Source organism: Streptomyces sp. NPDC006372 (assembly GCF_040612515.1).
Taxonomy (GTDB): domain Bacteria; phylum Actinomycetota; class Actinomycetes; order Streptomycetales; family Streptomycetaceae; genus Streptomyces.
This window is the reverse complement of record NZ_JBEXQJ010000001.1, coordinates 737,181-750,016: the sequence shown is the minus strand read 5'-3', so window position 1 is coordinate 750,016 and position 12,836 is coordinate 737,181. Positions and strand designations below refer to the sequence as shown.

The 12,836-nt window shown below is 71.3% G+C and carries 10 protein-coding genes and 1 tRNA gene; 8 read left to right on the top strand and 3 right to left on the bottom strand.

The window, feature by feature from the left end; all coding sequences use genetic code 11:
* Window positions 1–18: 18 nt before the first annotated feature.
* Window positions 19–1,269: a glycosyltransferase gene (locus tag ABZ016_RS03340; RefSeq protein WP_356914821.1), complete on the top strand. Its 1,251-nt coding sequence runs from the start codon at window positions 19–21 to the stop codon at window positions 1,267–1,269.
* A gap of 31 nt (window positions 1,270–1,300) precedes the next feature.
* On the opposite strand, the gene ABZ016_RS03335 is transcribed toward ABZ016_RS03340, so the two are convergent.
* On the bottom strand, window positions 1,301–2,260 hold the full coding sequence (locus ABZ016_RS03335; protein WP_356914820.1) for a D-2-hydroxyacid dehydrogenase family protein: 960 nt from the start codon (window positions 2,258–2,260) through the stop codon (window positions 1,301–1,303).
* Between the two features lie 352 nt (window positions 2,261–2,612).
* Between ABZ016_RS03335 and ABZ016_RS03330 the strand changes: the two genes are divergently transcribed.
* From ABZ016_RS03330 to ABZ016_RS03320, 3 genes are all read left to right on the top strand, one after another.
* Window positions 2,613–3,824, top strand: a complete 1,212-nt coding sequence (locus tag ABZ016_RS03330) for an alanine--tRNA ligase-related protein (protein ID WP_356914819.1) — start codon at window positions 2,613–2,615, stop codon at window positions 3,822–3,824.
* A 192-nt stretch (window positions 3,825–4,016) separates the two neighbouring features.
* Window positions 4,017–4,817 carry a hypothetical protein gene (locus tag ABZ016_RS03325; protein ID WP_356914818.1) on the top strand — a complete coding sequence of 267 codons (801 nt, stop codon included), beginning with the start codon at window positions 4,017–4,019 and terminating at the stop codon, window positions 4,815–4,817.
* A 219-nt stretch (window positions 4,818–5,036) separates the two neighbouring features.
* A complete protein-coding gene (locus ABZ016_RS03320) occupies window positions 5,037–5,408 on the top strand; it encodes a hypothetical protein (RefSeq protein WP_356914817.1) in 372 nt (123 codons plus the stop codon).
* Window positions 5,409–5,452: 44 nt separating this feature from the next.
* Here ABZ016_RS03320 and ABZ016_RS03315 read toward each other — a convergent pair whose 3' ends face one another.
* Both ABZ016_RS03315 and ABZ016_RS03310 read right to left on the bottom strand, forming a co-directional pair.
* The gene (locus tag ABZ016_RS03315; protein WP_356914816.1) at window positions 5,453–5,977 is read right to left on the bottom strand and encodes a hypothetical protein; all 525 of its coding nucleotides are present in this window, start codon (window positions 5,975–5,977) and stop codon (window positions 5,453–5,455) included.
* A 348-nt stretch (window positions 5,978–6,325) separates the two neighbouring features.
* Window positions 6,326–6,398 (bottom strand) — tRNA-Arg (locus tag ABZ016_RS03310).
* 321 nt (window positions 6,399–6,719) lie between these two features.
* On the opposite strand from ABZ016_RS03310, the gene ABZ016_RS03305 reads away from it, so the two are divergent.
* From ABZ016_RS03305 to ABZ016_RS03290, 4 genes are all read left to right on the top strand, one after another.
* The gene (locus ABZ016_RS03305; protein ID WP_356914815.1) at window positions 6,720–8,327 is read left to right on the top strand and encodes a dynamin family protein; all 1,608 of its coding nucleotides are present in this window, start codon (window positions 6,720–6,722) and stop codon (window positions 8,325–8,327) included.
* A 3-nt stretch (window positions 8,328–8,330) separates the two neighbouring features.
* Window positions 8,331–10,292, top strand: coding sequence for a YfjP family GTPase (locus tag ABZ016_RS03300; RefSeq protein ID WP_356914814.1), 1,962 nt, complete (start codon window positions 8,331–8,333; stop codon window positions 10,290–10,292).
* A 308-nt stretch (window positions 10,293–10,600) separates the two neighbouring features.
* Window positions 10,601–11,089 carry a single-stranded DNA-binding protein gene (locus ABZ016_RS03295; RefSeq protein WP_356914813.1) on the top strand — a complete coding sequence of 163 codons (489 nt, stop codon included), beginning with the start codon at window positions 10,601–10,603 and terminating at the stop codon, window positions 11,087–11,089.
* 278 nt (window positions 11,090–11,367) lie between these two features.
* Complete coding sequence (locus tag ABZ016_RS03290) at window positions 11,368–12,786, top strand: Cys-Gln thioester bond-forming surface protein (protein WP_356914812.1); 1,419 nt, start codon at window positions 11,368–11,370, stop codon at window positions 12,784–12,786.
* The last annotated feature ends 50 nt before the right edge of the window (window positions 12,787–12,836 follow it).

Here is a 12,836-nt window from a genome sequence, read left to right as displayed (position 1 = left end):
CCTGGAGAGGGGAACGGCGTGGGGCGCACAGTGGTGATCTTCGCCGCGGGATCCCGGGGCGATGTCCAGCCTTGCTTGGCACTGGGCCGAGCACTGGCCGGGCGGGGCGACACGGTGAGAGTCCTGGCCAGTGGGCGCTACGAGCATCTGATCGCCGAGGCAGGACTGGATTTCCACCACCTTCCGGCCGACCCCGTGGAGATCATCGAGTCCGTCGGGGGACAGGAACTCCTCGCCGGCCCACGCAACCCGGTGTCGTTCGTCCGCCGGATGGACCGGGTCCTGCGACCCCACATCATGCCGATGCTGGAGGAGACCCGGGCGGGAGCGAAGGGCGCCGACCTGGTTCTGGCGCCCAGCTTCGGTTTTCTCGGACTCCATCTGAGCCAGTGCCTCCGCGTCCCGCACGCCGTCATCCACTTCCAGCCGAGCCAGCCCACCAGGGCATTTCCGCACCCCCTGGCGCCGGCCGCCGGGTTGCTGGGGGCCCTGGGCAACCGGCTCAGCTTCGGCGCGGTCGACCTCGGGTCCTGGATGCTGTGCCGGAGGTACGTCAACACATGGCGCCGGGAGAGCCTGGGCCTCCCGGAGCTGTCACTCTCGGCTCCTTTCCGGCACGTCCGCCGCGCGCCCGTGCTGTGCGCGTTCAGCCCCAAGGTGGTGCCGCGGCCGTCCGACTGGGGACCCAACGTCCACGTGACCGGCTTCTGGCACCACGACCGGCCGAAGTGGACTCCGCCGCCGCACCTGCTCGCCTTCCTGGCCGACGGGCCACCGCCCGTCTACGTCGGATTCGGCAGCATGAAGACCGGCGATCCGGAAGCGACCGACACCCTCGTACGGATGGCGCTGCGACGCGCCAAGCTACGCGGAGTACTGACCGGCGATCCCGCCACCAGCGAAGACGACATCCTCGTCGTCGGCGATACCCCCCACGACTGGCTGTTCCCCAGGATGGCCGCCGTCGTCCACCACGGAGGGGCGGGCACGACTGCCTCAGCACTGCGTGCGGGAAGACCCTCACTGGTCTGTCCGTTCTTCGGCGACCAGCCCTACTGGGCCGCGCGGGTACGCGAACTCGGTGCGGGGCCCGCACCGTTGCCGGCGCGTGATCTCACCGTTTCCGCCCTCGCTCGACGCCTGCACGAGCTCACCCGGCACCCTCCCTTTGCCGAGGCCGCGCGCCGGCTCGGCCAGGCCCTGGAAGCCGAGAACGGCACCGCCCGAGCCTGCCAGGTCCTCGACGAGTGTCTGGTCGGTCCCCAGTGATGGCTGAGGTGTCTCCAGTCCCGAAAGGGCGTCAAGGCAGCTTTCGCACGGGCGAGCCCGCGAGGAACGCGCGGATGTCCTCGACCGCCTGCCCGTAGTACGTCGCGTAGTTGGCCCGCGAGACGTAGCCGAGGTGCGGGGTGGCGAGGAGGCGGGGCGCGGTGCGCATCGGGTGGCCGGCGGGCAGGGGCTCGATGTCGAAGACGTCGACGCCGGCGCCGGCGATCCGCCCCTCGTGCAGCGCGGCGAGCAGCGCTTCCTGATCCACGATGGCAGCGCGCGAGGTGTTGACCAGATACGCGGTCGGCTTGAGGAGGGCGAGTTCGGCGGGGCCGAGCAGACCGCGGGTACGGTCGCTCAGCGCGAGGTGGACCGAGACGAAGTCGCTGCTCGCGAGCAGGTCCTCCCGGGAGGGGGCGAGTTCGACGCCGACCTCGTCGGCGCGTTCCCCGGTGAGGTTCTGACTCCACGCGCTGACGCGCATCCCGAAGGCGAGACCGACCTGGGCCACGCGACCGCCGATCTTCCCGAGGCCGAGCAGCCCGAGGCGGCGACCGTGCAGGTCGGCGCCGACCGTGGACTGCCAGGGACCGCCGGAGCGCAGGGCGTTGCTCTCCTCGACGACGCCGCGGGCCAGCCCGAGCAGCAGGGCCCAGGTCAGTTCCACGGGCGGGGTGGACGAACTGGCCGTGCCGCACACGGTGACGCCGTGCTCCTCGGCGGCCCCGTAGTCGATGACCGAGTTGCGCATGCCGGAGGCGACGATCAGTTTCAGCCGCGGCAAGCGGGCGATCAACGACCCGGGGAAGGGCACGCGCTCGCGCAGGGTCACCACGATGTCGAAGTCGGCCAGAGCCGCGGCGAGGGCTTCCTCGCCGTCCCGATGGGTGTCGAAAGAGACGACGTCCACCTCGCCCGCGATCGGCGACCAGTCGGCGACCTCGGTCGCCACCTTCTGAAAGTCGTCCAGCACAGCACAGCGCAGCCGCACGTCGCTTCCTCTCCACGTCCCATGGCCGGGAGACCGACTCTATGCCGGACGACCACGCCTTTGGCCACGCGCCCTCGGGCCCCCCCGGAAAACCCCGCGACGGAAAACCCCGCGACGACACCCACCGCCCGCTGTTAGCGTGCGACACATGCAGGTCATGACCCACACCACCACCGCAGCCGCGCGAGCGACCAGCTCACCGGCTGCCGACGTCTGACCTGACACTCACCCCGGCGGCCGGAAACGGACCGCCGGATCACCGCCGGACCCCTGTCCGAGCCTTGTTCCCCGCGGTTCCTTCCGGTCTCCGTACTCGACGACCCGGATGCCCCATGAACCCGAGGGAACAGCCATGAACACCGACATGAACACCGCCATGAACACCGGAACGGACACGGACCGGACCGTACGCACCTTCACCGACTTCTACCGCGAGCGCGGACACCGGCTCGTCACCGGCAGCACACTCCTGCCACCCCCGTCGGACCCGGTGCTCTTCACCACCTCCGGCATGCACCCGCTCACGCCGTACCTGACGGGCCGCCCCCACCCGCAGGGGCGGCGCCTCACCAACGTCCAGCGCTGCCTGCGCACCACCGACCTCGACGAGGTCGGCGACTCCACCCACCTGACGGTCTTCGAGATGCTCGGCTCGTGGTCACTAGGCGACTACGGCCATGAACAGAGCCTGCGCTGGGCCTACGAGCTGCTGCGCGACGGCTTCGGCATCCCGCACGGGCACCTGCACGCCACGGTCTTCGGCGGGGACGACCAGGCCGGCCCCGACACCGAGTCGCTGCGCACCTGGCGGCATCTGGGGGTGCCCGTGGAGCTGACCCGGGAGGACAACTGGTGGGACAACGGCCCCGTCGGCCCGTGCGGCCCCGACTCGGAGATCTTCGTGTGGACCGGCGACCCCGGCACCCCGCCCCAGGGCACCCCCACCACCGACCCACGCTGGGTCGAGATCTGGAACCACGTCCTCATGCGCTACGACCGCCAAGAGGACGGCACCCTCGAACCCCTCCAGCGGCCGGCCGTCGACACCGGCATGGGCCTGGAACGGCTCGTGACGGTCCTCCAGGGACACACGTCGGTCTACGACACCGACCTGTTCGAACCCTGGATGCGACTGCTCCCGCCGCTGTGGGACCTGGACGAGCCGTCGCTGCGCCTCGTCACCGACCACCTGCGCTCCAGCATCGTTGTCCTCGGCGACGGCGTACGCCCGTCCGGCGCCGGCCGCGGCTACGTACCGCGCAGACTCGTCCGCCGCCTCCTCACCGCCCTGTGGCGCGACGACCCGTCCCGCACGCTGTCCGACCTGCCCGTGGAACTCCTCGACCACACTCTGGACCACTTCCACCAGCCGGGCGGCCCCGCCCCGGTCCGCGAGGTGCTCCTCGACGAGGAACGCCGCTTCGGCAAGCTGCTGGTACGCGGGCGCCGCGTCCTCTCCCGACCGGAGTTCCGGGGCCCGCTGACCGAACAGGACTACCACCGCCTCCACGACACCCACGGCCTGCCACGCGACCTGGTCGCCGGCCTGCTCACCGGGTGCTGATGAGCAGGGGGTGAACTCGAACCTGTTCGGCGGCGAAAAGCGATGCCGTGCCGGGCGTCACGAGCGTCAAAGGAGCCTTCGGCCTGTGATCATGGAGCGCTCATCGAAAGTGATCGACGAGGAACTCCGGGTCGCCGCGGCCTGTGTGCCGCCGCCGTGGGGAGCTCGCGGGAACGCGCGGTAGGTGATGTGGTGAACTGGTTGACCTCGCTGCCGGCGGTGGTGCTGGTTGTGGGCGGACTCGTGCTCGCCTTGCTGGTCGCGGCCGTGGCACGGGTCGGCGTCCGGGTGCTCGTACCGGCCGGGGAACGGGATCGGGTGCCGCAGATTGCCACGCCTCTGATGCCGACCCTGGGCGCTGCCTTCGCGATCTTCGCGGCGCTCTCACTGGCAAGCGAGGCCGGCTACCTGCGCGCAGCCGAGGGGCTGGTGAGCGACGAAGCGGCCGCGGCCTCCCGTCTGGCATGGGCGGCGACAAGTCCGCGAGTCCACTCGGAGCCGATCCACGCGGCACTGCTGGACTACCTGCAGACCACGCGGGCCAGGGAGTGGGAGGGTGCAGCGGCGGCCTCCGGTGACGACCCGGCCACCGCTCGCGCCATCGCCCGGCTGGAGCGGAGTGTGCGCGCCGAAGCCGCCCGGCCCGCTGTGGGAACCCCGGCAGGCGCGGAGCTGGTGCTCTCCCTGGACGGTCTCACCAGCAGTCGTCGCGCCCGCGTCGCGGCCGCCTCGCGCGACGTTCCCTCGCTCTACGTCGTCACGCTCGTGGTCAGCGGACTGGCCTTGATCGTGAACTCCGGCGCACTGGTCTTCCGCAGCAGTCTGCGCACGTCGCTGCTCATCGTCGGCGTTGCGAGTGTGGTCGGACTGAGCCTCGCACTGCTCTTCGCCCTCAGCGCCCCCTGGAGCGGACCGTTCATCGTCAGTGGGCATCCGCTCGACACCATCATCGGGGACGTGAAATCCGGCTTCTTCAACGGCGGGCAGGGGTGAGCCCCCGACCCGCAACTTCCGCGGTAAAGAGCCCTCCCGAACGGGAGGGCGGAGACTTGCGCCCCCGGCAGGACTCGAACCTGCGGCCAAGCGCTTAGAAGGTGCTATGGCCTGAGCGATGAGGGGGCGTCTGTGACTGCCAAGGCAGGCCCGGTCAGCTGGCCGGGCGCGACCGTGGCCGCCGAGCCCTCTCCGCGTCGTCCTGGCTACCGAAGGCGCATGCCGTCGGCCGGAGTCGCGGCGATCGACGGCGGTGACGCCGTCATCAACTACGCCGTGAGGTATTTAGGTACTATGGCAGCGGAGGTGTTGACGATGACGACGGCGGCGAAGTCGGTACGCCAGTCCCCGCTGAAGGTGGACCCGGCGACGGACAAATTGATCAGCCAGGGCGCTCATTTCCTGGGGCTGACGAAGAAGGACCTGGTGGCCGAGGCGGTCCGGGTGTATCTGGAGCAGCGCCGTGAGGATCTGCGGTCCGGCATGGTGGAGGCGCTCAGTGTGCTGGACGGCTCGCTGAAATCGGATGTGATGCTGCTGACCGGGCTGACCGCGGAGGAGATCGACGCGGTCGGGGGAATCGAGGAATGAGCGGATCCGGCCCGCTGCGCCCGGCCCGCCCGACGCTGCGCTGCTTACGCGAGGATTTGCGCCTCGCGGTGCCGCCGCTCACGGTGCCGCTGGACGAGATCGACCACCCGGTGCTGGTCAAGGCGTCCGAGCAGTTCGCGGACGAGGACGGCAAGCACGAAAGCATCCGGTCCGTGGACGACCAGGTGCTGTTCAAGGTCAAGGTGCAGCGATGGCGCGGCGCGGTATGGCTGGATGCCGATCTGCCGTGGCTGGTCGCGGCGGGTCGGCGCGAGGACGGCTCGGGCGATGACTTCTATGCGGCCCTGGAGGCCCTCGGCCGCGCCGCCCGGGCTCGCTACAACGCGGAACATTCCGACGGGCTGAAGACCGCGACACACACCGCTCACCTCCTGCCCGCACGCGAGGACCATGTCCGGTACCGCGCCGAAGCCGGTGTCCGCTTCGTGCGCCGCCTGCGTGCGACTCTGCTGGACCTGGCGCACGCCACGCTGCGCGACGGCCGTGAGCACACACGCGAGTTCGACACCTTCACCCTTGGCCTCCAGGTGCGTGCGGACGACGGCCACGAGACCTACCTCGCCGTCCGGATCACCGGCTCGGTACCGCCGAACCTGACCGTGCTGATCCTGCGCAACGTCCCCGGCTGCGAGGCTGAGGGCTGGTATCCGGAGTACGCCCTGCCCGAGCGGGACCTGCTCCCGGCCGAACAGGCGTGGTCCAACCTCATGGACCCACGCGCGGCTGCCCAGGTGCTGGACGAGGAGCGGAGCCAGGCATCCGTCGGCGCGAACCGCACCCCAGATGTCGGGGTATGTGTCCACGATCGTGGACAGTCAAGGCGCTTGCTCTCACAGCGATGTGCTTCCGGACATGAAAGAGCCTCTCACGCGTTTCCGCAGGTGAGAGGCAGTGTGCGCCCCCGGCAGGACTCGAACCTGCGGCCAAGCGCTTAGAAGGCGCCTGCTCTATCCACTGAGCTACGGGGGCCGGGTGTGGTGGCCTCTGTCGTGGTGCCCTGGTGTGGGCCGTTCCGTGACGTTGCCGGGGACAAGGATAGGGCTCCCGCGTCCTTGCCCCTGTTGCTTCGCCTCCGTGGCTCGATGTGGAGGTTCGGTGAAGCGGTCCTGATAATCGCAGGCGGGTACGAATCGTGCACCGCTTTTGGCGCCTGGCGCATCGGGTGTTGTGCACTCGTTATGCCTGGAGTGTGCCCCTGTCCCACTAGTCCCTTCCGTCCCTTGTGTTCCGTCGGCACGCAGACATGCTCATATGCTTCAGTAATCCCCTAAAATTGGGCATTCTTCGCATGTGGTGACCTTGGACGTACGGCCTCAGCTGCTCGACGCACTTTCCGCCCTGCGCGACCGTGTCGCCGCCGCACGCTTCCCGCTGCCCCTGGCGGGGGCCCCACGCGCGCGTGCCAACCGCGACGAACTGCTCGCGCAGCTCGACGACTACTTGGTGCCCCGGTTGCGCGAGCCCGAAGCGCCGCTTCTGGCCGTCGTGGGCGGATCGACCGGAGCAGGGAAATCGACGCTGGTGAACTCGCTCGTGGGGCGGCGGGTCAGCGAGGCGGGCGTGCTGCGGCCGACGACACGCACTCCCGTGCTGGTCTGCCATCCGGAGGACCAGCACTGGTTCAGCGGAATGAGGGTGCTGCCCGATCTCACGCGCGTGTGGGTGGCCCAGCAGGAATCCACGGACGACCTGCTCCTCCCGGGCGAGAACCCCGCGCGCGTGCTGCGCGTCGAGACCGCCGCCACACTCCCGCCCGGCCTCGCCCTCCTCGACGCCCCCGACATCGACTCCCTGGTCTCCGACAACCGCGTCCTGGCCGCCGAGCTCATCTGCGCGGCCGACATCTGGATCATGGTCACCACAGCCGCCCGCTACGCCGACGCCGTGCCCTGGCACATGCTGCGCACCGCCAAGGAGTACGACGTGACCCTCATCACCGTCCTCGACCGGGTGCCCCACCAGGTGGTCGGCGAGGTGTCGCGACAGTACGGCGCCCTGCTCACCAAGGCCGGCCTCGGGCACGTGCCGCGGTTCACCGTGCCCGAACTGCCCGAGTCGGCCTGGGGCGGCGGGCTGCTGCCGGCTACCGCCGTGGCCCCGCTGCGCACCTGGCTGGTCCACCTGGTGCAGGACCCGGCGGCCCGCCAGCAGGTCCTGGCCCGTACCGCGCACGGCGTCCTCGACTCCCTCAAGTCCCGGATGCCCGAACTGGCCGGCGCCGCCGCCGCGCAGTACGCCGCCGCCCTGCGGCTCACCGCCGCCGTCGACGGGGCGTACGACAGCGAGTACACGCGCGTACGGGGCAGGTTGCAGGCAGGGGCGGTGCTCGCCGGCGACGCCCTCAAGCGGTGGCGTGCCTTTCCCTTGGACTGCACCGCCGAGGAACTCCTCGACGCGCTCGTGGAGAGCCTGAGCACACTGCTGCTGTGCGCCGTCACCGCCGCCGACGAGCGCATCGACGACGCCTGGCGGCGCGAACCGGCGGCGGCCGCACCCGGGCTCGCCGACCGCGAACCCGCGGCGGAGAGCGCCGAGCACCGGATCGGACTCGCCGTACGACGCTGGCGGCGGGAGCTCGAGGAGCACGCCGACGACGAGGTGCGCGAGCTCGACCGGACCCTCGCGCCCGACCCCGAGCAGGTCGCCGCCCTGGTCGCCACCTCCCTGCTGGGGGGCCGGCGGGGCCGGATGGCCGGGGAGAGCCTCGCCGAGCGGATCGGCGCACACGGCGCGCTGCGGCTGCGCGACCGGGCCGGACGGCTCCTCAGCGAGTACGTGGACCGGGTCCTGCACGCCGAACGCGAACGCCGGCTCGCCCCGCTCGACGCGCTCGAAGTCCAGCCGGAGCCGCAGGCCGAACTCATCGCCGCGCTGTCCGTACTGCAGAAGGAGAGGTGACCGGTGACCGCCGTCACTGACCAGGACCACACCGAGCACGCCGACCAGCCGGGCGAGGGAAAGAACAAGGCCGGATCCGCCGACGGCACCCACGCGCGCGTGCGGGACGACGACTCCTCCTCGAGCAGGGGTTCCACGGACCGTTCGGAGGCTGCGAGCCGTTCGGACGCGGGGAGTCGTTCGGACGCCAGAGGCCGTAGCGATGCCACGGGTGGCCGTAGGGACTCCACGGGTGGCCGTAGCGACTCCACGGACCACGCCGACCCCACCGACGCCTGGGACGACGGGCTCATCGCGCGGCGGGTCAGCGAGACCACCGGGGGCGACCAGTACGTCGTCATGGACAGCCGCGCAACCACGCCGCAGTCGGTGGCCCCGCTGGTGTACGACTCGGGGCTGCGCTCCCGGCTGGAGGCGTTGCGCGAACTGGTGGGGCTGTCCCGTACGCGGCTCGACAGCCGGACGCTGGCACGGGCCGGGCGAGTGCTCGACGAGGCGTCCGCGCGTCGCAGGCTCTCGGGGCAGCACACCGTCGTCGCCATCGCGGGTGCCACGGGCAGCGGCAAGTCGCAGCTGTTCAACGCGCTCGCCGGAGTGGCCATCTCGGAGACCGGCCTGCGCCGTCCCACCACGGCGGCACCCATCGCGTGCAGTTGGAGCGACGGGGCGGCGAGCCTCATCGAACGGCTCGGTATCCCGCCGCGGCTGCGCCGGCGCCCGCTGCCCACCGCCGGGGACGCGGAGTCGCCGCTGCGCGGGCTCGTCCTGATCGACCTGCCCGACCACGACTCGGCGGCCGTACAGCACCGCGAGCATGTCGACCGCATCCTGGGGCTCGTCGACGGGGTCATCTGGGTCGTCGACCCGGAGAAGTACGCCGACGCCGTCCTCCATGAGCGCTATCTACGGCCGATGGCGGCTCACGCGGAGGTCATGTTCGTCGTCCTCAACCAGGTCGACCGGCTGCCCGGGGAGGCCGCCGAGCAGGTACTCGACGATCTGCGGCGGCTCCTCGACGAGGACGGCATCGCCCTCGGGGAGTTCGGCGAGCCGGGCACGACCGTCCTCCCGCTGTCCGCGCTCACCGGGGAGGGCGTCGGTGAACTGCGCGAAGTGCTCGGCCAGTTCGTCGCGGAGCGCACGGCACCGGCCCGCCGTATCTCCGCCGACGTGGACATCGCGGCGGCCCGGCTCCGGCCCGTCTACGCCACCCGGCGGCGGACCGGGCTCAGCGAACAGGCCCGGGAGGAGTTCTCCGACCGGCTCGCGGACGCGGTGGGCGCGACGGCGGCGGGGGAGGCGGCCGAGCGCGCGTGGCTGCGCAACGCCAACCGCGCCTGCGGTACGCCCTGGCTGCGATTGTGGCGCTGGTACCAGGACCGCGGCGAGCCCACCACGGGCCGGATCACCGGACGTACGCAGGCCGACGAGGAGGCCACCGCCCGGCAGCGCGTCGAGACGGCGGTGCGCACGGTGGCCGACCGTGCCTCGGCCGGGCTGCCCGCACCCTGGGCCCAGGCGGTGCGTGAGGCGGCCGCCCGGGGCTCCCAGGGGCTGCCCGAGGCGCTGGACGAGCTGAGCGTGCGCGCGGGAGTGCCGACGGGGCGGCCGCCGCGGCCGGGGTGGTGGCCGATGGCCGTGCTGGCCCAGGCGTCCATGACGATCCTGCAGTTCCTGGGCGGGCTGTGGCTGCTGGGTCAGATCCTCCAGATCATGTCGCCGAACCTCGGCGTGCCGGTGCTGCTGATGATCATCGGCATCGTCGGTGGACCGCTCATCGAGTGGAGCTGCCGGATGGCGGCCCGCGGCCCGGCCCGGCGCTACGGCCTGGAGGCGGAACGCCGGTTGCGGGAGGCGGCGGCCGGGTGCGGGCGGGCACGGGTGCTGGATCCGGTGGCGGCGGAGTTGCTGCGGTATCGGGAGGTTCGGGAGCAGTACGGGAGGGTGGTGGGAGTGGGGCGGTGATGGCGCTTCGGAGGCATGGCGGTTGTGACGGACCGCGTGCCTCCACGCGCTGAGGGCGGCGTCCGGTCGGGCGCCGCCCTCCCTCGTGTGTCCACCTCGTGCCCATCTGGTGTTCGCAGTGTCCGCAGGGGTCCGAGCCCCCTCGGCGTCACCCGCCCGGGTGGCGGCGTTGTCCACAGGCCGGCGGTGGTCCACAGCGCTCAGCGGGCTCGGCCCGGCGGCGGCAGTCTGGGGGACACAGCCGTACGGGACGGGCTCGTACGCGTGTCGGCCCCGGGGCCGGAGCCCGGGCGAGGGAGGGGTTCGCGATGAACGAGACGATGGTGTGCGCGGTCGGCCGGGTGGCGACGCAGCCGGTGTACCGGGAGGTGGCGTCCGGCCCGTCGGCGAGGTTCCGGCTGGCGGTGACCGCGCGCTACTGGGACCGCGAGAAGAACGTGTGGACGGACGGTCATACCAACTTCTTCACGGTGTGGGCCAACCGGCAGCTCGCCACGAACACGGCGGCGTCGCTGACGGTCGGGGAGCCCGTGATCGTGCAGGGCAGGCTGAAGGTGCGGACCGATGTGCGCGAGGGGCAGAGCTGGACCTCGGCGGACATCGACGCGGTGGCGATCGGCCATGATCTCGCCTGGGGTACGTCGGCGTTCCGCCGCGGAGGCAAGCAGGAGACAGCGGGAGCGCCCGCACAGCCCGAGCCCAACTGGGAGATCCCGCCGGACGGTTCGGCGGCGACGGGCACGGAGGTCGCCGCCTCTGCCGCACAACCTCCGTCAGGAGAAGCAGTATTGACGTGACGTCAATCACTGCGTGAGCCGCCCGAACTGCGGCTTATCGGCACGTGCACACCGGAAAGTCAGGCGTGGATTTGTCGATAAGCCCTGCTCGCGAGGGATCTTGGCGATAACGATTCCGAGTCGGATCACTCGTCCGACTGTCTCACCGGCGAGCGGGGTCGGTCGCGTACCTAGGATGCCGGGAAAGCTTTCGGGGCTCTTGGGGTCCGCGAGGCTTCTGATTCTGCTGGTGGGACCGTACCCCCCACATCGACGGGTCCTGCTCGAAGGGGAATTTGGTGATTGCTCTGTTCTCTGCGGTGCGCGTACGCAGGCGAGGGCCGGCCGGCCTCGGCGCCGCGACCCTGGTGTCCGGCCTGGTCGCCGCGGGCGTGGTGGCCGGTGCCGGCCGCGCGGCCGCCGACGAGACCACGCAGAGTCAGGGCGGAGCGACGGCGACGATAGCCGGGCTCAAGACGTACGGCACCGCCGTGATACACGGCGGCAACGGTGGCACCGGGGACCAGCAGGTGTCGGCGGGCCTGTTCGAGATGGCCGTCGACGGCGGCGGCATGCTCCAGACGTACTGCGTCGACCTGCACAACCCCACGCAGCGGGACGCCAAGTACCACGAGACGCAGTGGAGCGGCACGTCCCTGGGTGCCAACAAGGACGCGGGACGCATCCGCTGGATCCTGCAGAATTCGTACCCGCAGGTGAACGACCTCGCGGCGCTCGCCCGGAAGGCGGGGGTCCGCGGTGTGCTGACCGAGCAGGACGCGGCGTCGGGCACGCAGGTGGCGATCTGGCGCTACTCGGACGACGTGGCGGTCGACGCCCTCGACCCGCAGGCCGAGCAGCTCGCCGACTACCTGGAGAAGAACGCCCGCGACCTGCCCGAGCCCCGGGCGTCGCTCACCCTCGACCCGCCCGCGGTCTCCGGTCGGCCGGGTGAGCGGCTCGGGCCGGTGACGGTGCACACCAACGCGAGCAGCGTGACGGTGTCGCCACCGGCGGACGCGGCCACCAGCGGGGTGCGGATCGTCGACAAGCAGGGCCAGGCCATCACGTCCGCGGCCGATGGCGGGCAGGTGTTCTTCGACGTGCCCGAGGACGCGGCGGCGGGTACGGCCGACCTGACCGTGCAGGCGTCGACGACCGTGCCGGTCGGTCGGGCCTTCGCCTCCGAGAGCCGGAGCCAGACGCAGATCCTGGCCGGGTCCAGCGAGTCGACGGTGTCGGCGACGGCCGGGGCGACCTGGGCGAAGGAGGGGCCGATCCCGGCGGTCTCGGCGGCGAAGAACTGCGCCGACGGGGGAGTGGACGTCATCGCCTCGAACAAGGGCGACGAGCCGTTCACCTTCGAACTGGCCGGCCTTGAGCACACCATCGCCCCGGGCGAGTCCCGCACGGTGACGGTGCCTCTCCAGGAGGACCAGGCGTACGACTTCACCATCCACGGCCCGGGCGGCTTCACCAAGCGCTTCAGCGGCATGCTGGACTGCCAGACCCAGGGCAACGAGACGGGCACGGCCACCCAGACCCTGAGCGAACCGAGCCCGGCGACGGTGGGCGGCACAGCCACGGACACCAACCTCGCCGAAACCGGCGGCTCCGAGGTCACGCCCCTGATAGCGGGCATCGCCATCACCCTGGTCCTGCTCGGCGGAGCGACCCTGGTCGTACTGCGCCGCAAGGAGACCCCGACCGGGGACTGACCGACGCGCCTGAACGGGCTTGGGCAAACCCAAGGCGGGTGTTGTGCGTG